Origin of the sequence: Clostridioides sp. ZZV15-6597 (assembly GCF_020657815.1) — a bacterium.
Lineage (GTDB): Bacteria > Bacillota > Clostridia > Peptostreptococcales > Peptostreptococcaceae > Clostridioides.
Genome location: NZ_JAGWCT010000010.1, coordinates 1 through 24,771, shown reverse-complemented (window position 1 = coordinate 24,771; position 24,771 = coordinate 1). Strand labels below are relative to the sequence as shown.

Sequence of the window (24,771 nt, the reverse complement as noted above, 5' to 3'; positions counted from 1 at the left end):
AAACATATATAAGCTTTGCCAGAAAATTTTTTATTTCATTATAAATATCTATCTCATTATTATATTATAAGTTTTTTTCGGTATTCTTGTATAGCTTTTCACTAAAAAAGTATTTTTATTTCTACTTTAATACTATTATCAACAAAAAATAACGTCTTAGTTGCAATTATATATTTAAACAATCTATTTTAATTAAAATAAGTGTTTTTTATTTCTCAATCTATTGAGTATAAATATTTTAAATATGACCCAAAATCTAAGTAATGATATTAATATTTTATAAGTTATTTAATGATATAATATTTTATAAGTTATTTAATATTAAAAATACAGGAGGAATGATATGGATTTTAATAAAAATTTAGAAAAATATGCTGAGTTAGCAATTAAGGTCGGAGTTAACATACAACCAGGTCAAACTTTACTTATAAAATCACCAATTGAATGTGCTGATTTTGCAAGAAGTGCACTAAAGGAAGCATATAAATATGGTGCTAAAAATGTATATATAGAATGGTCTGATGAAGAAAGTACTCTTATTAAATATTTATATGCACCAGACGAAGCATTTCATGAGTTTCCAAAATGGACAGCAGATCAATATGTAGACATAGCTAAAGAAGGTGGAGCATTTTTATCAGTATATGCTCAAAACCCTGATTTATTAAAAGATGTTGACCCTGAGAAAGTTGCTAACTTTCAAAAAGCTTCTGGAAAGGCTTTAAAAGAGTGGCGTTCTTATACGCTAACAGATAAATGTAAATGGAGTATAGTTTCTGTACCAACAAAAGATTGGGCAAAAAAAGTATTTCCAAATTTATCAGAAAACGAAGCAGTAGATAAGTTATGGGATGCCATATTTAAGTGTTCAAGAGTTGATGGACAAGACCCTATAAAAGCATGGAAAGAACATAATGAAAATCTAAAGTCTAAAATGGATTTTTTAAATGAAAGTAATTTCAAAACTTTAAAGTATAAATCTTCAAAAACTAATTTAACTTTGGATTTACCAAAAGGTCATATTTGGTTGAGTGGAGCATCTAAAGACCCTAATGGAGTAAGCTTTAATCCTAACATTCCAACTGAAGAGATTTTTGGAATGCCACACAAGTTTAAAGTCAATGGAACTGTTTACAGCACTAAACCTCTTGTTTATGGAGGAAATATAATTGATAATTTCTTTTTGACATTCAAAGATGGTAAAATAGTAGATTTCTCTGCTGAAAAGGGATTAGAAACATTAAAGAAACTTATTGAAACAGATGAAGGTTCTCATTATCTAGGAGAGGTTGCTCTTGTTCCATATAACTCTCCAATATCTGATACAAATATTATTTTTTATAATACTTTATATGATGAAAATGCTTCTTGCCACTTTGCAATTGGGTCTGCTTATAAGACTTGCTTAGATGGTGGAAATGATTTGAAGGATGAAGAATTGGATGAACATGGAGTAAATGATAGTCTAACACATGTTGACTTTATGGTTGGCTCTTCAGATATGGATATTGTTGGAGAAACTCATGATGGAAAACATATACAGATTTTTAAAAATGGCAATTGGGCTTTTTAACTTATTTTTATACTAAAAAGGGCTGACGGAAGTTATACCAGACTTCCCAGCCCTTTTTAATGTTGATGATAAATATTTTTTTATATTAATTAATCTCATTATTATAGATTAATTCCTATTATTTTGGACATAAGTTTCTAAAACTTATATTTATATTATATATAAAATATCCTGTTTAGTAAAACCTTTATTTTAATTTCCATGCTAAAAATTTAACTTTGCTATCTCAACAGCAGATTTTGCATCTTTTGAATAATAGTCAGCTCCCATTTCCTCAGCATATTCCTCTGTCAAAACTGCACCACCTACAAATACCTTTGCATTTATTTCATTATCTCTTAATGCTTGAATTGTATCTTTCATACTTTGAACAGTTGTAGTCATAAGTGCACTCAATCCCACTAACTTTATATTTCTTTTTTTAGCAACCTCTACTACTTCTTCAATTGGAACATCTTTTCCTAAGTCTATAACTTCATATCCATAATTCTCTAGCATTATTTTTACTATATTTTTTCCAATATCATGAATATCCCCTTTTACTGTAGCAACTATTATTTTTCCTTTAGATACATTGTCACTATTTCTACTTAGTAAGGTTTCTTTTATTGTATTTAGTGAAGTTTTTACTGTTTCTGCTGATTGAATCAGTTGTGGTAAAAAGATGTCTCCACTATCGTATTTCTTTCCTACTCTATCAAGAGCTGGAATTAAAATTTTATCTAATATATAATTTTCATCCTTCTCTTTTAAAAGATTCAATGTTACATTTTTGGCTTCTTCTTTGAATCCTCTTTCAACTAAAACATCTAGTGACAAATCTTTATTAGCTTTAACAGTGGAATCAGACTGTTTTGAATTATTTATATTGCTATATTGATTTATGTAATTTATACATCCTTTATCTGTATTATTTAAGATTCTAAAAGAATTAACAGCCTCCATCATGCTATATTCGTTTGGATTTATAATTGCTAAGTCAAGCCCTGCTCCTAAAGCTAGCGTTAAAAAAGAGGCATTAAGTGCTTTTCTATTTGGAAGTCCAAATGAAATATTTGAAACCCCTAGTATAGTTTTTACCCCTAATGTCTTAACCATTGTTATGGCTCTTATAGTTTCTATTGCTTCCTCTTGTTGAGCTGAAACAGTTAGTGATAAACAATCTATAAATATATCTTTTGGTTTTATTCCATAAGAAACTGCTCTATCAACTATTTTTTTTGCTATTTCAAATCTTTCCTCAGCTTTTTTAGGTATACCTTTTTCGTCTAATGCAAGACCAACCACACATGCACCATACTTTTTAACTATTGGTAATATACTTTCTAAAGACTCTTCTTTGCCGTTTACAGAGTTTACGATTGTTCTACCATTATAATATCTAAGACCTTGTTCTAAAGCCTCTACATCGGAAGAATCGACTTGTAATGGTGTGTCTACTACTGCTTGAATCTCTTTTATTAACTTTGGCATTAATTTCTTTTCATCTATTTCTGGCAAACCAACATTCACACCTAATATTTGTGCCCCAGCACTTACTTGTTCTAGCCCTAAATTTATTGCATAATCTAAATTTTCATTTTTTAAAGCTTCTTGTAAAGATTTTCTACCTGTTGGATTTAATCTTTCTCCGACAACTGTAGGCGATTCTACTTCAACAAATTTTGATGGCGAACAAACTACACACTTATCAATCTTTTTGGTACTTCCCTTTTTAACAGAACTTATATTTTCAGATATTTCTTTTATAAAGCTTGGATTTGTGCCACAACATCCGCCTATTATAGTTGCTCCAGCTTCAACAAATTTTTTGACTCCCTCAAAAAATTCCTTCGCATCAACATCATATATAGCTTCTCCATCAACTATATTTGGTAAACCTGCATTTGCTTGAACCATTACAGGTATTGAAGCTCTTGACACGATTTTTTTTACTATTGGTAAGAGTTGTTTAGGACCTAATGAACAGTTTACTCCTATTGCGTCAACCCCCAGCCCTTCTATTGTAGCAACCATACTTTCTGGCATACATCCAGTAAAACTTCTCCCACTCTCATCAAATGTCATAGTACAGAAAACAGGTAAATCAGAATTCTCCTTAGCCGCTAAAACAGCAGCTTTAGCTTCATATAAGTCCATCATAGTCTCTATTACTATTACATCAGCTCCAGATTTAACACCCTGTAATACTTGTCTTTTAAATATCTCATATGCTCTGTCAAAGCTTAAAGTTCCCATAGGCTCTAACATTTCTCCTATAGGACCAATATCTAGTGCTACATATCTAGGTTTAGTGTTATCTACATTTTCTATAGCTTTTCTAGCCACTAAAATGGCATTGTCGATAACTTTTTCTACTGTATATTCACTATCTAATTTTAATTCATTACACCCAAAAGTATTTGTAAGAATTACATTTGAGCCTGCCTCTAAATATGATGTATGTATCTCTATAAGTTTTTCTGGATTTTGAAGACCAAATACTTCTGGATTTTCACCTATTTTTAACCCCTTTTGTTGAAGCATTGTTCCCATTGCACCATCAAATATTAATATATTATCCTTTAGATATTGTCTTATTTCCACAAGAATTCGCTCCTTTTCTATATGTACAATTTCTGTAGTTTTTACAATTTTCACACGATTTTTCTTTCTTTGATTTATCTATTTTCAAATTAGAAATGCCTATAATAGCTACTACTGATTTTCTTGGTATCATAATCCCATTTGATGTAATTGTGAGTCCTATTTGTTTTTGAGCATTTAAAACATTTAATATATCTATATTTTTCTCTATTGGTAAGTCCCCATATCCTGGGCTATATCGCATAGTTATAAATTTGTTTTGTTCTGAAAAAACCTTTTCTATATTGTTTTGAACAATATCACATACTTCTTCTATTGCTGTTGTTCCACATGAATCAATTATTAGTCCTTTTGTTAAATCTGAGTAAGAGTATCTTTTTATTTCCTTTTCTACTTCTATTCCCAAAGTCGCTGCCATAATTACACATTCATCACAGTTTTTTAGAAGTTCATATATATCCCTACTCTTTAAAGTTAAATTTGTTCCCTCTAGTTCTACAATCTTATCTTTATTTATTTTGATAGGATAAATCCTAGATATATATCTAGGATTTATCTTGTTTTTGGCTGTTTCTATACATTCATCAATAGTTTCTTTAAGTTCTTTATCTATTTCTTGTCCTTTATATTGTAAATACCTTAAAACTTCACTTTGATTTATGCTTATACTTTCTCTTTCAATTAAATTATTCTCCATATATATTAAGAGAAAATCCTTTATCTAAAACATCTTTTGCATATTCTTTTGCTCCAAATAAAGATAAGTCTCTATAATTTCCACATTCTAAAGCTGTAGCTGCTGGCATTTTATCAGATTCAATTACTTTCTTTAATGCCTTTTCTAAACCATCTTTAACTGTCTTAGCATCTACATCTCCCCATAATATTAAATAAAATCCTGTTCTGCATCCCATTGGAGATAAGTCTATCACACCATCTAATGTCTCTCTTAAATAAGTTGCTAGTAAATGTTCTAAACCATGCATAGCAGCAGTTCCAAAGCTTTCTACATTTGGTTGTAAAAATCTCAGGTCAAATTTACTTATTTTATCTCCTTTAACTCCATCAAGTACACTGCACTTTCTCACAAAAGGAGCTTTAACTTTTGTATGGTCTAATTTAAAACTTTCTACTTTTTCCATTTTTGAACCCTCCATTATCACTTAAAAATTTATTACTTTAAATCTATAAAAAAACTCTCCCTATCCACTATTGATAAGAAGAGTATATTATTTCCAATCATCTCATCGTTGTTAGCAGGACCACCTAATAAAAGGTTGGTATAGGTTCACTGAGCTAACTCTCTCCCCTAATTCTTGATAAGTATCTTATTAAACTGACTTAAATTATATATTACTTTTTTATTTTTGTAAACACTTTATGCTATAAATATTTGTGCATCTAAATCATACTTTTATCTTATTGCACAGTTTCTTGTATTATTGGTAGCTGTACCTCAAATACAGTTTGATGTATATTACTTGAAACAGTAATTTCCCCACCATGTAAATTCACAATATTTTTTGTAATTGCAAGACCTAATCCAGAACCTCCATCATTTCTATTTCTTGATTTTTCAACTCTATAGAATCTATCAAATATATTTGGTAAATCTAATACTGGAATAGGTTCTCCATAATTTATAACTTTTGCAATCGCCATATTTCCTTTTTTGGCAGTTACTATATCTACATAAATTCCTTCTTTTCCATATTTCATAGCATTGGTTATAAGATTTTCAAAAGCTCTCACCAATTTATTTGGGTCAGCATTTATAATTAATTTTTCTTCATTGAAGTTAACTCTACTAACCATAAATTCTTTTTTAAAATAAAATCCAAGTTGAGATACTATTTGACTTAATAGTTCTACCAAGTTTATATCTATTTTTTTTAATCTTATTGTATTATTTTGCATTTTTGTAAGTTCAAATAAATCATTTATAAGTATATTTAAACTTTTTGATTTCTCATATGCAATATTAACATAATACATCAACTGAACTTCATCTTTATACTTACCATCTTCTATCAATCCCAGATAACCCATTATTGAGGTTAAAGGAGTTCTTAAGTCATGCGAAACATTTGTTATTAAATCCGCTTTAGTCTGTTGAGCTTGTCTTTCTTCAACAGTTATATTTCTAAGTTGATAAACTATACTATTGATTTTATTTGCAAGTTCATCAATCTCATCAATTTTTTTATCACTTAATCCATTTGACTCATACTCAATATCTATACTTTTTTCTAAATCGCCTTCCTCCATTGAGTTTACAGCATCCATGATAATTTCTAGTTTTTTATTTTTGTTATCAGTATCTTTTAGAAAATTTACAAGTTTTTTATTTCTCTTGTATGACATTAATGAATAAATTGATAATGATGCTGTCAGAAATAAAACAGAATATAATGTACTGTCTCCTATAACAGCTCTAATGTCTCTTAAACTACGCATAAGGTAATTAATCGTAGATAAAGTAGTTCTCATATATAATATCTTTATTATATATACACTTGTTAACATAATCATTAGGGTTATAATACAACTTATTATAAAGTCTACTATAGGGCGAAACATATAATTTAATACACTCTTATTTTTCAATTTTATATCCTACCCCCCATACAGTATGAATTATTTTTTCTCCATCTGTATACTTTTCAATTTTATCTCTTATCCTACTCATATGAACCATTACAGTATTGTTAGATTGGTAGTATTGTTCTTTCCACACTTTTTCAAATATCTCTTCTGTACTATATACTCTACCTCTATTATTTGCTAGTAAATACAAGATATCAAATTCTCTTGATGTCAAAAATATATCCTTGCCAGCTACTGTTACACTATGTTTTTCCTTATCTATTAACACCACTCCTACTTCTATGACATCTTTATTTTCTTTGTCAGTACCACTAAAATAATACGCTCTTCTAAGTAATGCTTTTACTCTCACAGTAAGTTCAAGTGGATTAAATGGCTTTGTTAGATAGTCATCTGCACCCGTCATTATTCCTTGTATCTTGTCCATATCCTCTGATTTTGCACTCAGCATAAGTATTGGTATATTTAAACTTTCTCTAACTTTTCTACAAACTGCTATCCCATCCATCTTTGGCATCATTATATCCAATACCATCAGATGAATATTTTCTTTTTTTAAAATATCTAAAGCTTCTTGTCCATCTTTAGCTTTAATTACATTATATCCATCATTTAAAAGATATATCTCTACAAGGTCTCTTATTTCCTTTTCATCATCCACAACAAGAATTGTATCTTTCACTTTTTCACATCCTAACTTACTTTAATATAGTTCTTACTCATCTAAAATTATACTATACTTAAAGTAGTCTAATCTATCAAATTTATTTATATTACATTTAGTAATATTATACAATTTATGTTATGTTGTTTTATTATTTGCTTTGTAAATATTCTTCCAAAGTTAACCCTTTTGAATAAATTTCCTCAGCGACATCCTTACCCACATATCTAATGTGCCATGGCTCATATGCTGTACCTGTTATATCTTCTTTACCTTTAGGATATCTTATTATAAATCCAAATTTATGAGCATTTTCTGCCAACCATATGGCTTCTTTTGTGCTTCCAACAAACCATCTTTCTGGATTTGTCAAGTCAATACACAGTCCAGATTGATGTTCACTATGTCCAGGTTTTGCTACATATGCATCGGCTTTTTCCTGACCTTGAGAATTTACTCTTCTTGTATAAGTATCTTGTTGAGTATCATAAGACCTATATGCTGAAGACCCTAGAAACTGTATTCCTTCTTCGTTAGCTTGTCTAACTAAGTCTTCTACTGCTTTTGCAGGTTCTCCTGCCATTTGTTTTTCCTCTTCAGTAGCTTCTGGAACAAACTCTATATTTACTTTAGTAATATCTTTTGGCATATAATCTTTACTAAGTTCATTTGTCTTGTTTACCAATAATATATTATCTGCTATACTGTTTGAGTGATTTTTTTTCTGAGAATTTGCTTCAGCATCTTCTGATGAAGCAAATTGAGCAGTTCCAGTCTGTTCTTCATCTTTCAGAATTTTATCTTTAACTATAAACATACTTATAAATACTACTACTATAATCGCTAACATCAATTTTAATTTTTTCATGGTTAAATCGTCTCCTTTGTTATGTTTGTTAATGTTAATTTTAGAGTATAAGTTTTAAGTATTTTATAAGTAAACCTTAAGTTATTCTTAAGTTTATATTTTCAAATAAAGGATGGTGCTAAAAATGACTATGCAAAAACTTCTTAGTAAAGCCCGTAAGGCTATACAAGACTTTGATATGATACAAGAAAATGATAAAATTGCAGTTGGTCTTTCTGGTGGAAAAGATAGTTTGACATTACTTCATATACTTAAAAATTATCAACGATTTTCTCCACAAAAGTTTGAATTAATAGCTGTAACACTAAATACTGGTGGAATTGATAACTCTCCATTAAATAAGTTATGCGAGGAAATAAATGTACCTTTTTATGAATTTCAAACTAATATAAAAGAAATCGTATTTGATATAAGAAAAGAAAAAAATCCTTGTGCATTATGTGCTAATTTAAGAAGAGGTGCTTTAAATGACAACTCAAAGAAACTTGGGTGCAACAAAGTAGCTCTAGGACACCATAAGGATGATGCTATTGAGACATTTTTAATGTCTATGTTTTATGAAGGAAGAGTTAATTGTTTTTCACCAAAGACATATTTAGATAGACAAGATTTAACTGTTATAAGACCTATGATTTACATAGAAGAATATATGACTAAGAAGATTTCAAAGGAGTGTAACTATCCTATCATAGCAAATCTATGTCCTGCAAATGGCCATACTAGGAGAGAATACATAAAAAATCTTATTGCTAATTTAAATAAAGAAATGCCAGATTTTAAAAGGAATGTATTTGGAGCTTTAAATAATTCAGAAAAACTTTTTATATGGGATAAAGAAAAGATAAAAAATATTTATTTAAAATAATTTAAATATAACATTAAATCGCTTTCATACATTGTATAAAAATTAATATCTTTATATAAAGAAATGCAAGATTGTATTAATTATAAATACTCTCTATTTATAATTGACACAATCTTGCTATATTATAATCTTTTATATTTTTATTATTTTTTATATCTATATTTTAATAGTTATTAATATTATTATCGATTCTAATAAATGCATTAACTATAACTTAAACTTTTTATATTCTTAACTCAATTTATTCTTAAAATTTCTATCCCTCTATATTTCATAAAAACAATATTCTATGCTAGATTAGAATATTAAATTCGACTATCTCTGGTACATTAAAAAATCTAAACGGCAACTTTGTACTTCCAAGACCAGAACTCACATATAGATGATTTCCTTTTATATCATAAAATCCTTTAGTGTATTTCCTTCCATATGGAGGAGTGACTAAAGCTCCCTTGAAAGGCAATCTTATTTGACCGCCATGACTATGTCCAGATAAAACTAAATTCATTGTATCTTTACTGAGCATATCTACCAAATCTGGTTCATGCGCTAGCAATAAATTAAAACTATTATAATCAGTTTTACTTTCCAAATCTTGTATATTTGGATTACCATTTAATATCTCATCAGCTCCAAGTATATTAATATACTTATTGTCTTCAAGTTTTATTTTCTTACTTTCATTAACTAAAAGATGAAAGTTAGAATTTTTCATAATTTGTCTATAATACCTAGGAAGTTCATACATATAATCATGATTACCAAATACTGAAAATTTTCCTAACCTTGCATTCATACTAGATAAAATCTTTGTAATTTCATCTATATCTGGATTTTTATTAGAATAATCAATTAAATCTCCAGTAAATACTAATATATCTGGATTTAAGGCATTCACCTTATTAGCTACTTTTTTGAGTTTATTAGTTGAATAAAAACTGCCTATTTGAGTATCTGAAATCTGAACTACTTTTATAGTCTCATTCTCATTTTTTACTATATTTTCTTTAATCATGTTTCCATCTTCATTTATATTATATTTTTTCACAATTAATAGACTCGGTTCTATTGCAACTGAGTATATAAAAATTAAAACAAATATCAATATAAAAAATTTTAAAAAACGTTTTATCTTTAATTTCAAAGTATTTACCTACTTATTTATTATCTTAAACTATTTGAATTACAGACTCAACTTTGTCCATTTTTCTATCGTGTAATTTTGGTTTATTAGCTAAAAACCATTTATATGTTCTTGTAAGACCTTCTTTTAATAAAATATTTGGTATATAAAGACCATGTTCAATAAGCTTATTTATATCTAGATTAAAGTCTATATTTCTAAATGGGAAGTAAGTTCTCTCTCTAAACTCAACTTTTTCCATGTCTACATATTTTATAATAGGTTCCTTCCCAATAACTTCTCCACATGTATATATAAGTTCATCCCAAGATATTAACTGTGGATTTGTTACATTATACGCTTCTCTTACATGAGAATTTTTCATTACACTTTCTAGCACTTTTACTAAATCCCCAATATATATAAATTGATTGCTTACTTGTTTTCCTTTAGGTACTGGTATTTTTTCGTTTTTTTCTATTTTTTCAAAGAAATAATATTCTCTATACAAATTATTATTTTCCCCATATATATAAGTTGGCCTAATAATTATATATGGTATAGAGCTATTTATAACAAAATCTTCTGTTTCTTTTTTGTTAAGTCCATATTTACCCCAATTTTCATTTTCACCTTTTTCATTATCTTCTTTTACATTTCTTCCACTATCTTTGTATACGGCTCCTGCTGACAATACTATGTATTTTTTTAAATTATCTAAGTTTACAAAATCAATAAGATTACCAACATCCTCTTTTGTATATGCTGTCATATCATATATGTAATCATACTGTCTTCCATTGATAATGTTTTCCATATCTTTGCGTACTTTTCTATCGCAAATTAAGTGCTCTCTAAAACCTTTATAATCTATTTCCTTTTTACCATTCGTAAGTATATCTATTTGATACCCACATTTAATTAAACGCTTAGCAAGTGCAGAACCTATAAAGTCGCTTCCACCCATGATTAAAATAGATTTCATTTCAAGTGCATCCTCCTCTTTTTTAAATGGCTTCCTTAATTATAATATCATATTTTTAAATATGCTACACCATTTTGTATTGTTTTTGTCTATAAAAGATATTTATAGCAAAATATCTTTTATAGATTTAACACTTTCGACAATATAAGTAGGATTACTTTTACTAATCTCATCAAAAGAGCCATATCCATACAATACACCTATAGAATCTACACCTATTTTATTAGCTCCAATTATATCGTATTTTCTATCGCCAATCATAATGACCTTATCTTTATCTGTTACATCACACAAATCTAACACATATTCTATAACTTCATTTTTATTTACTCTTGTACCATCAAGATTACTGCCTGCGATATATTTAAAATATCTATCTATACCAAAATATTTAAGTATTGTTTCTGCAAAAACTGTTGGTTTAGAAGTAGCCAATAATAATGTTTTTCCATTTTCATAAAGTATTTTTAAAGTCTCTTTTATGTCTTTATAAATTTTATTTTCAAATATTCCTCTGTCAGAAAAGTATTCTCTATACTTTTCAACAGCTTCTGTTGCCTTTTCATCTTCAAATTTATAATAGTCTTTAAAAGTAGCATGTAGGGGTGGCCCTATAAATTGTTCTAAGTTATCCAATTCTTCTTCTATCCCAAAACTACTTAAAGAATATTGAATAGACTTTGTTATCCCTTCTTTAGGGTCTGTAAGTGTTCCATCCAGGTCAAATAACACTATTTCATAATTTTTTTTCATATTTAAATCCTCCACTTTTTATAAAAATAATACTTTATCTTTTGAGTTTATCTATTTTAAAAAGCTATAGTAATAGAATCTTAATCTAATACTATAGCTTAAATAATAATCAAATCTTATATGTTGTCTTTAAACTAAATTTAAACAGTTTTATTTAACTGTTATAGCTGAAACTGGACATCCTTCTTCTGCTTCTTTACATAAATCCTGTAATTCTGCTGGTATTTCTCCTTCAATTGCAACTGAATGACCTTCATCACTCATACTAAAAACGTCTGGACATGTTCCTATACACGCTCCACAAGCTACACATACATCCTTATCAACAAATGCTTTCATACTAAAATACCTCCCCTAAAATTATAATTATTGTTCCTTACATATTTATCCAATATATACTAATTTAAACATATTTTTCCTTTTTTATCAATATGACTTAATTTATTACAGTCCCATCATACCAATGTCTATAAACTTCACTACTTTTCATCCATGATTTTATAGTATATTGTAAGCTCAATTTTTTATTTAGCATTAGTTCATTATTATTATAATCGGTTATAATTTCTTTACTATCATCTATTGTAAATATTGTAAAATCGCCTTCTCCACCAACTTTTATCCTACCTTGACTTCCTTGCAAATTAAAAACTTTTGTTGGATATTCAGTTACTTTTTCTATACATTTTTCTAGAGGTATACCAAGTTCCATAATTTTATTTACAACATTTAAAAGAGAATAATGTATATCTTTCATATTTTTTATATGCATATCTGTACTTATTAAATCTGGCTCTAATCCTTGATTTACTGCTTTTTTAAAGACTTCAAAATCAAACTGTTCTAACCCATGACATACATCAAATAATACACCTCTATCTTTTGCATTTAATACAGATTCTCTCAAGCTGCCAGATTCATTAAATATTCCATTTGTGCTATTTCCATATACAGGTGTAACTATATCTCCCTTTCCTAAAATATTCATTACTTCATCTATATATGATGGATACTCCCCTATATATACCACTAATGGTAAATTTAATTTTTCTGCAATTTGTTTTGACTTTTTAATTATATCTATACCATCTGTACTAGATTGAAATTTACTTGCTTTTACTTTTATACCCTTTATCTTTTCCATATTTTTTTCTACAATGGACTCAATGTTATCAAAATTTATAACATCTAAAGATGTTGATTCATTCAATATATTTAATCCCTCATTAGTTACATTTAAAAATGAATATACTTCAGTCTTACATTCATCCATATATTTTTTCTTAAAATCGTAGTAATTTACAGGACCTGCTGTACCTGCATCAAATATAACTGTTGAACCTTTTTCAATTCCAATTGAATCAGAATCCATACCTGTAGGTAATTTTCTCTTATAACAATGGGTATGAACATCTATAAATCCAGGAGAAATATACATGTTATTAGCATTTATTATCTCAAACTCTTTGTTTATGAGTATTTTTTCTTTTCTTATCATTTCTTTAAGATTTAATCCAATATCATATATCTTTCCATGTAAAACTAAGATATCTCTTTTTTCAAATTTGATACCATCCTTTGGAGATATTATTGTCCCATTTCTTATAAGTAAGTTTTTCATTTATTCCACATCCTAATTACAGTATAATTTCTCTAATAGTTTTTTCTTACATAAAGAAAATAAGTCTAAAAATAAAAATATTCTAGACTTATTCATTATATTATACTATATTAATTATATTAAATTAAATAAAAACTTGGACTTACTTTAAAAAACAATTTAGTATTTGTTGTTCTGCTTCTTCTTCTGTAAGACCTAATGTCATCATCTTTAAAATTTGGTCTCCTGCAATCTTTCCAATTGCTGCTTCATGTACTAAAAGAGCATCTGGATGATTTGCAACAATTTCAGGTATCGCACTAATTTGAGAATTGCCCATAATTATTGAGTCACATTGAACATGTGCAGAACAAAGAGAATCCCCAATAACACAAGGATTAAACTTTTGCTTAGAGTTATCTTGACCAACTGTACGAGAAATTACTTGAGCAGAAGAATTTTCACCTTCCAATATAACCTTCATATTAGATTCTGCAACTTGATTTCCATGAGTTAACAACTTTTCAAATACAACTATCTTTGCTCCTTTACCTAAAGTAGCATCCATTTCTCTTTTAGTTGAATCAACACCTTTAATCTGAATTGTTTCCATTTCACAATATGAATCTTCGCCCATATTAACAATCGTAACTGGATTTAAAATTCTTTTTCCTTCTCCATCACCTTCGCCATAATGTTTTTCCACATATTTTAGACGAGCTCCTTTATGTAAGAAGAATCTATGTATTCCATTGTGTTCACTGTCATCATTACCACAATTATGTATACCACAACCAGCAATTATAACAACATCCGCATTTTCTCCAATTTCAAAATCATTATAAACCATGTCTTGTACACCAGCTTCTGTTACTATTACTGGTATATGAACATTTTCTCCTTTAGTATTTGGTTTTACTATAATATCAATTCCAGGTTTATCAGTCTTTGGAGCTATAGTTACATTTTCAGTTGAATGTCTTTCTATACCTTGTCCATTTTTACGTATATTGTATGCTCCTAATGGAGTTCCACGAAGTTCAGCAACTTTTTCTAAAAGATTTAAGTCTATTTTGTTCATTTAATTTGCCTTCCTTTCTAATTAATTCATATCTTTCATTAATTCACAATTTGAATTAACTTGGCACATGATTTCAGGTAATATAGCATCTTTTGTTCCATGGCTTTTTACTGAACCATCTTGTAAAACAATTATTTCATCAGCTAACTCTAATATTCTTTCTTGGTGAGAAATTATGATTATAGTTTGGTCAGATTCCCCATGAATTTTCTTAAAACTTTCATTAAGCTTTCCAAAACTCCAAAGGTCTATACCTGCTTCAGGTTCGTCAAATATAGAAACCTTTAAATCTCTAGCAAAAAGAGTTGCTATCTCGATTCTTTTCATTTCCCCTCCAGAAAGAGAGTTATCAACTTCACGATTTAAATAATCTTTTGAACACAATCCAACATCTGTAAGATATTGACAACACACATCAGTAGACAATGGTTTTCCATGAGCAAGAGTAAGCAGGTTTTCAACTGTCATACCTTTTATTCTTGGTGGTTGTTGAAATGCGTATCCTATTCCTTTTTTTGCTCTTTCTGTGATACTAAGATTAGTTATATCTTCTCCATCTAAAAGTATTTGACCACTAGTGGCTTTTTCAATTCCCATAATAAGCTTAGCAATTGTGGATTTTCCTCCACCATTTGGACCTGTGATAACAATAAGTTTGCCTTTTTCAAATGAAAGGCTAACATCATTTATTATTCCTAGCTCCTCATTGTTAGACTCGACATTAAAGGAAAGATTTTTTATTTCAAGCATAATACCCCTCTTTTCTGTAAAATATTACATTTATATCCATTCTTTTATTATATCAGTACTTTTTATATCTCAGCAACTCTAAGGGATAAAATATATATTAAATATAAAACAAATTTATTAAAAAATAAAAAAGATGAGTTTTTCTAACTCATCTTTAAAAATCAGTATTATTTAATTATATATGTATCTAAAAATTAACCTTCTATATACTCTAGTATTATTTTTTGATTATCTTTTAACATAATTTCTTCTTTTTTAGATTCAATCCCATTCTTTTTTATTTTTACTTCAGCTACAAAAGCGTCATTACCTTCAACCATTTCTAATAATTCATACGCTTTTTTACGTCCTATTTTAGTTGCTATATCTTTTAGCACTGCCATTTTCTTAAACATTTCATCACCTCTACTCAAATTTTACAATTGATTTTTAACTATATAATTATAGTTTAATACTAAATTATAATTATTATTGTCTCTAATTATATCAGATATTGAGTAAATTTAACACTTTGCAAAATTATTTATCCTCTCTGACTAAGTAAGAATTTCCATCTTGGTCTTTAAAAGAAAACATTCTTCCATAAGGCATCTCCATTAATTCTCCTACTTCAACTTTATTCTTTGCCATCTGTTCATAAGTTCCATTAATATCTCTTGTACTTAAAATTATTGATGGATGCGATAAACTTACATCTTGATTTTGCTTCATCATCAAATTTTTATCATACAATACAAATGTTGTAAATTCATTTTTACTTGGTGCTACTTCCACCCATTTCATATTTGGACCCATTTCTTTTTCATAAGTTACCACAAAGTTTAATTTTTCTGTCCAAAACAATTTTGCATCCTCTTGATTATTTACATAGAGAGTTATTTTTCCTATTTTATTTATCATAAAAATACCCACCTTTATTATTAAATAAATATCTAATATTTTTTATATTTAATAATATACCCATATATATTATTTTCTATAGATATATACTTATAATATTTATCGCCAAATTATGTAATTCTATACAATATATAATTTATAGTATCCATATAATTATAGCCTTAATTTACATATTTTAATTTTTCTATATATCATACTTATAATTATGATATTCTCTAAATAAAAAATCACTTTTAAATAGAATTTACTATCTAAAAGTGATTTTTTATATTCTATGCAACTTTATGTTTTAGCCACTTCGTTCCTCTTAATCTTAAACAATATAAGGTTCCTCTAACAAGCCAATCTGTATACATACCTATCCAAATTCCTAGCACTCCAAATTCTAATACAACCCCTAATACGTAGCCTGTAAAAATCCTAAAAATCCACATTCCTATTACAGCTGTCATCATTGTATATCTAGTATCTCCAGCTCCTTTTAGACCTGCGGATAGTACAAAGGATATAGGCCATATTACCATAGCTAAACAATCACTTCGAATTAATTGTGTTGATACATCAATTACATTAGAGTTTTGAGTATACATGCTTGAAATCCATGGTGCAATTGGTATAAATATAGCACCTACTACAAATAAACAAACTGTTGCAAATTTAGTTAGATATAACAAAGTGCTCTTAGCCCCTTTTATGTCTCCCCGTCCTATATATTGCCCCACCAAAGTCGTAGCAGACAGGGCTAATGCATTTCCAATTACATTTATAATAGATGCAATTGACATTCCTATTGCGTTTGATGCAATTGCTGATGTTCCCATAGTAACTATAAATACTTGAACAATCAATTTACCTGCATTAAAAAGTAATTGTTCAACCCCTGCTGGTATACCTATATTAAATATAGATTTTTGAGTTTCAACATCAATCTTAAATGGAAATATTTTACCTATAGATATAAATTCATTTCCTTTAAATAAAGCTCTTATAATAACTATACATCCAATTATTCTAGCTATGGCAATAGACATAGCTGCTCCTGTTATGCCATAAGAAGGTGTTTGTAAATTTATCCCTAAAGTATTTAAATCAACACCATATATAAGTATATATCCTAATGTTACATTTACTATATTCATAAACATAGTCACATACATAGGTTTCTTTACATCTCCACAACCCCTTAGAATACCATTTGCTATCTGCTGTGTTGCAATAAATGGATAGGTGAATAATGTAAACTCTATGTACAGTTTTGCATTTGATTTTACCAATTCTTCTGCTGAACCATAAAACAAATTGATTACACCTGTTCTAAAAATCCACATTAATATTGTTATTGTAAGTGATAATATTACACCAGATATTAATGCTTGCTTGATAGTTTCATTTACTTTTTCAGTATCTCTTTTTCCTATTTGTTGAGCTACAACAACAGTAGCACCAACAGATAGCGCAGCAAATACAGATATAAATATATTATTGATTGAATCAACCATTCCAACTGCAGATACAGCCTCTTCCCCAATATGACCTGCCATCATTGTATTAAATACCCCTAGAAGCATAACAAATGTCTGCTCTATCATTATAGGAATCGCTAATTTTATAACATTCTTCCTTATAAACATCCCTTTTCCTCTTTTCCCTCTTTATATAAATTTAATTTTTAATTATTTTATCGAACTATGAATTGATACCATAAGGTTTAGAATTGTATTTTTAACGTTATAATATACTGTGTTCAAATAATATAAATCTTGTTTAATATCATTTGAACACAGTATATCTTTATAATTATCTTATGTTTATTATTTTTTATGGATACTAGATTTAAAATATTTATGAGTTAAATTAACCGATTAATATAGCTGGATATCAAATGCAATCACTGTATTTCGATAATATTGTACCACTATTATATAACAATAACAATAAACATATTTTTTATTAGCTTCATAAAATTTTTTGTAATGGACATGGTCATTTAAGTCACATCTACTAAAAACAAATTTATAAAATCTTATAATATATCTGTAACAAAATCACATCAATTTAAATATTGTATCTTATAGACTCTTTTTAGGATGTGATAATTTGGTTAATTTGAATGCTAATAATTTAAATGTAAATATGGTTTACCCTATTTCTGCCACAGCACCTATACGTTTCAGAAGATATACTGTTTCATACTTAGAAAACATGGAAAATATTTATTTAACTATAGCAACATACTTTGATACACTTGGTTTAGGTACAGTAAGTATTGACAAAGTTTATGGTCAATGGGCTTGGTTCATTGATAATATATATGACTTAAATCTATTTGTTTTTGTAGGAAACTATCCTTATCAAATTGCTAGAAATAGATATGATACCTTTGTTGATATTTTACCAGTAGCTATTACTTCTATTGTCAATGGAGATAGAATATTTTTAACTTCAAATCCTTGTTTGTTAAACTCAAAGATTACAGTTAGATTTATATCTAGCCATCCTACTCTTAATAGAACAGTTGATTATGGCAATATTAGAGATTTTATTTTTTAACAGTACAACATGATGTGCTCTTTAAAACAATGTAACCCTTTAGATAATAATATTAATTTAACATAACGACCTTAGCTAGTACATCATGTTTAACTGTTACAAATTTATAATAACTTTTCTTATTAAATAGTATTTAAGTTTTTGGGTAGTTAATATATTTTACTTACCTATTTTTTCTGTTCTATATCCTATTTCTTTATTAGCTAATCTATAACCTTCTTTTATCATCTCTTCTCTTGTTAATGCATTTCCTAACAAATTATCAATACTAAGTTGTTTTCTATCACTAAAATACTTATCTAACAATGACTCTTCTATATCTTCTTGAGATGCTAAATGTCCTTCATGCATTATATATTTTACATCGAAACCTTCTTTATTTAATATTTTTCCTAATAAAATACTTCTATGACATCTTATAGGCTCTTGCATTGCACCTAATAAAACTATTTTATAACCCATTTGACATCCCTTTTTTAATCTCTCTATTCCTTTTGAAAATATATCTTCCTTTATTACCTCTTCAAAATCTGCATAACCTTCTTGTGTATATACATCTTTATTAGTTCTTTTTGCCCCAAATTCCTTACCCATGTATATATATACAAATCCAGCCTTTCTTAGTGATTCATTGAATGTTTCTCTATTATACTGAATATTATATTTAGAATATGGAGTTTCTCTAATGTCAACTACACAATTTATATTATATTTTTTTATCATATTAATAAGCTTATCAAATGGATAATTTGAATGTCCTATTGCAAATATTTCCATACAATCACCTACTATTCTTAGAATTACTATTTTATACAATTGATACTCTATCTTACATATAAGCCTTCTACACTGCAAATATACTTAACTATATCTATACTTCCATTTAACCCCATATATACATTGCTAAATAATCCATTTATTTCTAATCCTATTTCCAAATCCAACAGATATATATAGAGAGAAACTCTTTCTCTTAGTGCCAACTTCATAAGAGCATCAATTATATAATAATTATACCCTATTTCTTCAAAATCAAATAAGGTATCACTTAATTGTTCTAGATATGTCCTCTCCTTTTTACTTAGTGCTATTTTTATATGTTTTTTATTTTCACTTACAAAATATTCACTTGCAATTATTATTTATTTACTGTAACTCATTATAATTAATAGTGCCCTTAAAAACTTATTTTCTTGTATAAAATACTTATCTTTTACTTTATCTAAATCCCAAAATACATCAAGGATACTATGTGGAGACTCTATATCCATCATTTTAGGAAAACTATCTATTTTAAAATACCTTTCATTTAGTATTATCTTGTCAGTTCTATCTAAATCTATATATGATAAAAATAAGGTCTATCTTTTTATTTAGACAGACCTTACTTAATTACTTATATATTATTTTAATTTATTATAAAATATGTTTCACAGGTATCTGGATTTCTGTTAACCATTCTTCTTCATTTTCTTTATTCCATATACCATCTATATAAGATTCCCTAAAATGCCCTATTACTTCATATTTATTATCTTGTATCCATTTAAATGCATCTGCATAAGTTTTTCCTAATGTTGAATATGGCCCATTATGCAATATACAAACTGCATTTTCAACTTCGTCTATTTCTTTAAATTTTAATAAATCTGTGTCTTCTTTTAGGTCATTTATCGCTTGACACATCTCAACATCCATATCTGTTTCTCTATATTCACCATCATGATATATATTGAAACAATAGTCTGGAACCATACATGTGCATCCTGATTTCATCATTTCTCCAGCCATTACGTTTGGAAACAAATTGAAAAGCTCATCATAATTCTTTAATACTTTTCTCATAGAAGCAATTTTAACTTTTGGTAGGGACTTAATAATTACATTATTCATATCGACTTCTCCTTTTAAGTTTTTAAGGTAATTACGTAGTTTAATAAGCTTATATTCTTCATTCCTCATTACATCTAATATATCTTTTTCTTTGTTTATTAAAATCTTTTCCACCTCTTCAGGCTTTTCTATTATTTCTTTTATTTCAACTAGTGATAGGCCCATTTGTTTTAAGGTGATTATTTGATGCAATTTTGGTAATTGTTCTGTTGTATAGTATCTGTATTTTGTAAATTCGTCTACGTATTCTGGTTTTAACAGCCCTATATCTTCATAATACCTTAGTGTCTTTGTAGTTATTTTATTTATTTTAGAAAACATTCCTATAGAAAACATCTCATCACCTGCGCATTAGATTTGATTAATTTAAGTTTAAGCCTTACCCTTAGGTTAAAGTCAATATTAAATAAATTATAATTATATTAATTCTTCAATTCTGTCTCCACTTAATACTAAAGTATCCCCTCTTTTTATAACAGTTGACCCTTTAGGTACTAAAACCTGCTCTTTTCGTTTTATCATAACTATTAATATGTCCTCTGGTATATTAGAATCCATTATACTCTTGCCAGCCCACTTACTATCATCGTCTATATTTACTTCTATAAGTTTAGAACTAATTTCACCATCATAGTCATTAAATGTTTTTAATACAGGTGTATTATCATCAACCAAGTCTAACTTCCTTGCTACAGTTGGTATTAACGTACCTTGTAGTCCTACTGAAAGTAACGCTATGAAAAATATTATATGAAATATATCATTCTCTATGACTACTCCTTGAGTAACTGCATAAATTGCAAAAACTACTGATGCAGCACCTCTAAGACCTACCCATGATATAAACAATTTTTCTTTGTTTGAAAATTTAAATTTTGCTAGAGTTATAAATGTGGCTAATGGTCTTGCAATAATTATCATAAATATAGATATGGCCATTGCTATACCAAATACACTTGGTAGTTTTGAAGGGAAGGACAACAATCCTAACATAAAGAATAACATTATTTGCATAATCCATGAAATTCCATCAAAGAAATGAACTAGACTTCTTTTATGAGGTATCTTACTATTACCTATAATGATACCTGAAATATATACACTTAAATATCCATTTCCTCCAACATACTCACTAAGTGCATAAGAAAGTAACGCAATAGCTGTAATAAATATAGTATAAAATCCTTCTATCTCAAAATTTGAATTTCTCAAAATATAAACAGATAATTTTGCCAATATAAATCCTATTGCCAATCCAAAAGTTATTTGTTTTATTACCATTGGGATAATAAGTTCTACTCCAGAATTATTCATCAATGTCAAAATAATTAATGTTAACATATATGCTATTGGGTCATTACTTCCACTTTCAACTTCTAATAATGAAGCAAGAGAACCTTTTAAGTTTAGTTTTTGAGAACGTAATACAGCAAATACAGATGCAGCATCTGTTGAAGCTGCAATTGCTCCAATTAACAAACCTTCAAATAAACTAGTTCCTATTGCCATGTAACAAAAGATACCTGTAACACCTGCTGTAATTATTACACCTAATGAAGACATCAGTATGGAAGGTACTGCAACTGGTTTAGCCATGTTCCAGTTTGTTCCAAACCCTCCAAAAAACATTATAAATATCAATCCAATAGAACATAATTGCTTTGTTAACTCATAGTTATCAAAATAGATTCCTACCATTCCATCAGACCCAAATAACATGCCCAATAAGATAAAAATCAATAATATTGGTACTCCAAATTTATATAATACCTTGCTTGAGGTTATACAAATCAATAGCACTAACCCACTTATAATCATCAATTCTGTCATAGCATCATCTCCATTTCATATAAATTTTACAGATTAAATTATATCTGCAATTATACTGCTTCTTTAAGTATCAATATGATATAAGTTATATTGTACAAAGTGTAATTAAAATTTAACAATCTATTAAAAGTTGAGTATTATACTCAACTTTATATATTTACTTTAATTATATTCATTTAATCTTTATAGTTTGAATTTTATTTAATTAGTATTTCATTTTTCAGTCGATTATTTAGTGTATTTCATATTTTTATAGTAAATTTACAGGTAACTATGAAATACATAATATTTAGATAAGTAATAAGAAACTAGCATGTAGTATTAGATACACTAGATATGAAATCTTCAAAATTTTATCATTGAAATATTTCTTTATATATATTATTGTATATTTCTTACAAATCATTGTCAATTTATTTTTCTCAAAAATAGAATAATTGCATAATCTTTTTTATATTATGCAACTTATAGATTTAATCCCAAAACTCCCTTATTACCTCTATAATTTCACTATATGATAATAATGTAGCCTCCACTATTGACTTGTTTGTTTTTTCTAAATAATACTTAATCATATAGTAACCACAGGCATACCCTGCACAATAAGGTAGTCCTACTGGAAAATATCCTTGCATTTTAGCTATATCATCACCATAAAGATATGATATTATATTTTGAAATCCAGTTTCCTTTAAGCCACTTTTAATTATTGGCTTTATATAGGTATTCAGTGTTTCAAGGTCAGTCTTACTAACCCAAGGTCCTACCATATCATCTCCAAACATCCATGTTGCAAAGTTTTCTGCAAGACCTTCATTTATCATCATTTCTTCCAAAGTTATGTCATTACTCCATTTTATAAATTGAAATCGAATATTGTGATTACATTCATGCGCTAGTGCTACTGGTAACCTATTAATAGTGTACTCATTTGGAACTATTGATAAAAATATATATCCTGGAATTCCACCATCACCAAAATATCCATCACTTAATATTGTATAAGGGCTTTCTGGATTTGCTAATAATATTGAAAATTTATACTCCTCAGTATTCAATTTATATCCCTCTTTTATAAAAGACTTTAGGGAATTTTCAATAGTTTCTTTACACCTGTTCCAAAGCTTGTCATTAGATAAAATATTTATGCTATTTATTTGATTTTCATTAATATCTCTTGGAGATAAAAACCCCATCATATCACTTGCCATAATTACATCATATCCACCTTCTTGTTTTGCAGTGATTGGAACGTTTATACACTTCCATTTAAACTCAAAGGGTTTCATCAATTCATATCTGTATATATCCTCTTTCTTATTTATAGGTGCATTAATTATTTTTTTATATATTTTATCTGAGCGTACCTCTATAATATTCATTTTTATCATCTCCTTTAAAATAAAGTATATAGAATTACGTAGCGTCAATGTCAATATATAAACTTATACAAATAAATAAGAGAATCATTTAATTCATATAATATGACTCTCTTGTTTATTTGTAATGTGATGGATTCGTATAATATTTTTAAACATTTATTTTTTTATTAGAATTAATTATGTTAAAGCAAGGATAATATTATTATCTAACTTAAATTCTATTTTAATGTTGTTAGAATAATATTGCTATCTCTTAGCATTAATTTTTTTGTATTAAATACTATATTCTTTTGGTGGCTCCCCTGAAAAATCTGAGATTACAGCCTTAGCATCCTCAAGATAAAAGATTTCAAAAGTAGGATTCTCTTCATTCTTATAGATTGATTTAACAAGCTCACTAGATTCAATTATTTTTTTCTTTATATCCTTATTATCTGAGAATATGACTTTTCCACATAGTCTTATCCAAGCAAATTCAGGAGTTGATGTAGTTATTTCTACATATGGACTTTTTTTAACTTGTTTAAATACATCTTTTTCATTACTTGTACAAAAATATAATTTCCCACATTCTTCAATCATAAATTGGAATGGGCGAACTTTTGGCTTTCCATCAGTTCCTATTGTTGCAAAATATTGAACTGGATTTTCCTTTAAAAACTTTACTACTTCATTCATTTCATCTACCCCCTAAAATAATTTGTTGTATTTTTTATTTCTTTAATAATATAATAAACTCATTAATATCTACTGTATAGTAA

Annotated in this window: 25 protein-coding genes; 3 read left to right on the top strand and 22 right to left on the bottom strand. The window is 27.8% G+C overall.

Annotated elements, in window-relative coordinates:
- Nucleotides 1-343 precede the first annotated feature (343 nt).
- The gene (locus KGF52_RS04085) at nucleotides 344-1,573 is read left to right on the top strand and encodes an aminopeptidase (protein ID WP_227839227.1); all 1,230 of its coding nucleotides are present in this window, start codon (nucleotides 344-346) and stop codon (nucleotides 1,571-1,573) included.
- A 204-nt stretch (nucleotides 1,574-1,777) separates the two neighbouring features.
- On the opposite strand, the gene KGF52_RS04080 is transcribed toward KGF52_RS04085, so the two are convergent.
- From KGF52_RS04080 to KGF52_RS04055, 6 genes are all read right to left on the bottom strand, one after another.
- The gene (locus tag KGF52_RS04080; protein WP_227839226.1) at nucleotides 1,778-4,159 is read right to left on the bottom strand and encodes a homocysteine S-methyltransferase family protein; all 2,382 of its coding nucleotides are present in this window, start codon (nucleotides 4,157-4,159) and stop codon (nucleotides 1,778-1,780) included.
- The gene (locus tag KGF52_RS04075; RefSeq protein WP_227839225.1) at nucleotides 4,131-4,856 is read right to left on the bottom strand and encodes a vitamin B12 dependent-methionine synthase activation domain-containing protein; all 726 of its coding nucleotides are present in this window, start codon (nucleotides 4,854-4,856) and stop codon (nucleotides 4,131-4,133) included. The genes KGF52_RS04080 and KGF52_RS04075 overlap by 29 nt, the downstream gene beginning before the upstream one ends.
- Nucleotides 4,846-5,301, bottom strand: a complete 456-nt coding sequence (locus tag KGF52_RS04070; protein WP_227828640.1) for an S-ribosylhomocysteine lyase — start codon at nucleotides 5,299-5,301, stop codon at nucleotides 4,846-4,848. Before KGF52_RS04070 ends, KGF52_RS04075 begins: the two co-directional genes overlap by 11 nt.
- A gap of 277 nt (nucleotides 5,302-5,578) precedes the next feature.
- Nucleotides 5,579-6,766, bottom strand: a complete 1,188-nt coding sequence (locus KGF52_RS04065; RefSeq protein ID WP_227839224.1) for an ATP-binding protein — start codon at nucleotides 6,764-6,766, stop codon at nucleotides 5,579-5,581.
- Nucleotides 6,756-7,448 carry a response regulator transcription factor gene (locus KGF52_RS04060; protein ID WP_227828638.1) on the bottom strand — a complete coding sequence of 231 codons (693 nt, stop codon included), beginning with the start codon at nucleotides 7,446-7,448 and terminating at the stop codon, nucleotides 6,756-6,758. Before KGF52_RS04060 ends, KGF52_RS04065 begins: the two co-directional genes overlap by 11 nt.
- Nucleotides 7,449-7,581: 133 nt before the next feature.
- Entirely contained in the window at nucleotides 7,582-8,298 is a 717-nt protein-coding gene (locus tag KGF52_RS04055; RefSeq protein WP_227839223.1) for a M15 family metallopeptidase, read from the bottom strand.
- Nucleotides 8,299-8,422: 124 nt separating this feature from the next.
- Between KGF52_RS04055 and KGF52_RS04050 the strand changes: the two genes are divergently transcribed.
- Nucleotides 8,423-9,163, top strand: coding sequence for an ATP-binding protein (locus tag KGF52_RS04050; RefSeq protein WP_227839222.1), 741 nt, complete (start codon nucleotides 8,423-8,425; stop codon nucleotides 9,161-9,163).
- 292 nt (nucleotides 9,164-9,455) lie between these two features.
- Here the strand turns inward: KGF52_RS04050 and KGF52_RS04045 are convergent, their stop codons facing one another.
- From KGF52_RS04045 to KGF52_RS04000, 10 genes are all read right to left on the bottom strand, one after another.
- The gene (locus KGF52_RS04045) at nucleotides 9,456-10,307 is read right to left on the bottom strand and encodes a metallophosphoesterase (protein ID WP_227839221.1); all 852 of its coding nucleotides are present in this window, start codon (nucleotides 10,305-10,307) and stop codon (nucleotides 9,456-9,458) included.
- A gap of 25 nt (nucleotides 10,308-10,332) precedes the next feature.
- The gene (locus KGF52_RS04040) at nucleotides 10,333-11,271 is read right to left on the bottom strand and encodes an SDR family oxidoreductase (RefSeq protein WP_227828634.1); all 939 of its coding nucleotides are present in this window, start codon (nucleotides 11,269-11,271) and stop codon (nucleotides 10,333-10,335) included.
- Between the two features lie 102 nt (nucleotides 11,272-11,373).
- Nucleotides 11,374-12,024: an HAD family hydrolase gene (locus KGF52_RS04035; protein ID WP_227828633.1), complete on the bottom strand. Its 651-nt coding sequence runs from the start codon at nucleotides 12,022-12,024 to the stop codon at nucleotides 11,374-11,376.
- Between the two features lie 150 nt (nucleotides 12,025-12,174).
- Nucleotides 12,175-12,363 carry a ferredoxin gene (locus KGF52_RS04030; protein WP_227436432.1) on the bottom strand — a complete coding sequence of 63 codons (189 nt, stop codon included), beginning with the start codon at nucleotides 12,361-12,363 and terminating at the stop codon, nucleotides 12,175-12,177.
- Between the two features lie 97 nt (nucleotides 12,364-12,460).
- Nucleotides 12,461-13,645 (bottom strand): amidohydrolase family protein, encoded by a 1,185-nt coding sequence (locus KGF52_RS04025; RefSeq protein ID WP_227839220.1) that lies wholly within the window; start codon nucleotides 13,643-13,645, stop codon nucleotides 12,461-12,463.
- Between the two features lie 142 nt (nucleotides 13,646-13,787).
- The gene (locus KGF52_RS04020) at nucleotides 13,788-14,705 is read right to left on the bottom strand and encodes a SufB/SufD family protein (protein WP_227839219.1); all 918 of its coding nucleotides are present in this window, start codon (nucleotides 14,703-14,705) and stop codon (nucleotides 13,788-13,790) included.
- Nucleotides 14,706-14,726: 21 nt separating this feature from the next.
- Nucleotides 14,727-15,455: an ABC transporter ATP-binding protein gene (locus KGF52_RS04015; RefSeq protein ID WP_227825061.1), complete on the bottom strand. Its 729-nt coding sequence runs from the start codon at nucleotides 15,453-15,455 to the stop codon at nucleotides 14,727-14,729.
- Nucleotides 15,456-15,649: 194 nt separating this feature from the next.
- Nucleotides 15,650-15,850: a hypothetical protein gene (locus tag KGF52_RS04010; RefSeq protein ID WP_003420681.1), complete on the bottom strand. Its 201-nt coding sequence runs from the start codon at nucleotides 15,848-15,850 to the stop codon at nucleotides 15,650-15,652.
- Nucleotides 15,851-15,974: 124 nt separating this feature from the next.
- Nucleotides 15,975-16,355 (bottom strand): VOC family protein, encoded by a 381-nt coding sequence (locus tag KGF52_RS04005; RefSeq protein WP_227828631.1) that lies wholly within the window; start codon nucleotides 16,353-16,355, stop codon nucleotides 15,975-15,977.
- A 272-nt stretch (nucleotides 16,356-16,627) separates the two neighbouring features.
- Nucleotides 16,628-17,986 carry an MATE family efflux transporter gene (locus tag KGF52_RS04000; protein ID WP_227839218.1) on the bottom strand — a complete coding sequence of 453 codons (1,359 nt, stop codon included), beginning with the start codon at nucleotides 17,984-17,986 and terminating at the stop codon, nucleotides 16,628-16,630.
- 466 nt (nucleotides 17,987-18,452) lie between these two features.
- On the opposite strand from KGF52_RS04000, the gene KGF52_RS03995 reads away from it, so the two are divergent.
- On the top strand, nucleotides 18,453-18,905 hold the full coding sequence (locus KGF52_RS03995) for a staygreen family protein (protein WP_227828629.1): 453 nt from the start codon (nucleotides 18,453-18,455) through the stop codon (nucleotides 18,903-18,905).
- Nucleotides 18,906-19,064: 159 nt separating this feature from the next.
- Here the strand turns inward: KGF52_RS03995 and KGF52_RS03990 are convergent, their stop codons facing one another.
- The 6 genes from KGF52_RS03990 to KGF52_RS03965 form a co-directional block, all read right to left on the bottom strand.
- The gene (locus tag KGF52_RS03990) at nucleotides 19,065-19,682 is read right to left on the bottom strand and encodes a DUF488 domain-containing protein (RefSeq protein WP_227839217.1); all 618 of its coding nucleotides are present in this window, start codon (nucleotides 19,680-19,682) and stop codon (nucleotides 19,065-19,067) included.
- A 47-nt stretch (nucleotides 19,683-19,729) separates the two neighbouring features.
- On the bottom strand, nucleotides 19,730-19,894 hold the full coding sequence (locus tag KGF52_RS03985; RefSeq protein WP_227828626.1) for a hypothetical protein: 165 nt from the start codon (nucleotides 19,892-19,894) through the stop codon (nucleotides 19,730-19,732).
- 427 nt (nucleotides 19,895-20,321) lie between these two features.
- A complete protein-coding gene (locus KGF52_RS03980; RefSeq protein WP_227839216.1) occupies nucleotides 20,322-21,134 on the bottom strand; it encodes a MerR family transcriptional regulator in 813 nt (270 codons plus the stop codon).
- Nucleotides 21,135-21,215: 81 nt separating this feature from the next.
- Nucleotides 21,216-22,628, bottom strand: a complete 1,413-nt coding sequence (locus KGF52_RS03975; RefSeq protein WP_227839215.1) for a potassium/proton antiporter — start codon at nucleotides 22,626-22,628, stop codon at nucleotides 21,216-21,218.
- A 473-nt stretch (nucleotides 22,629-23,101) separates the two neighbouring features.
- A complete protein-coding gene (locus KGF52_RS03970) occupies nucleotides 23,102-24,010 on the bottom strand; it encodes a DUF2268 domain-containing protein (protein WP_227839214.1) in 909 nt (302 codons plus the stop codon).
- 273 nt (nucleotides 24,011-24,283) lie between these two features.
- Nucleotides 24,284-24,688, bottom strand: coding sequence for a pyridoxamine 5'-phosphate oxidase family protein (locus KGF52_RS03965; RefSeq protein WP_227828622.1), 405 nt, complete (start codon nucleotides 24,686-24,688; stop codon nucleotides 24,284-24,286).
- Nucleotides 24,689-24,771: the final 83 nt, after the last annotated feature.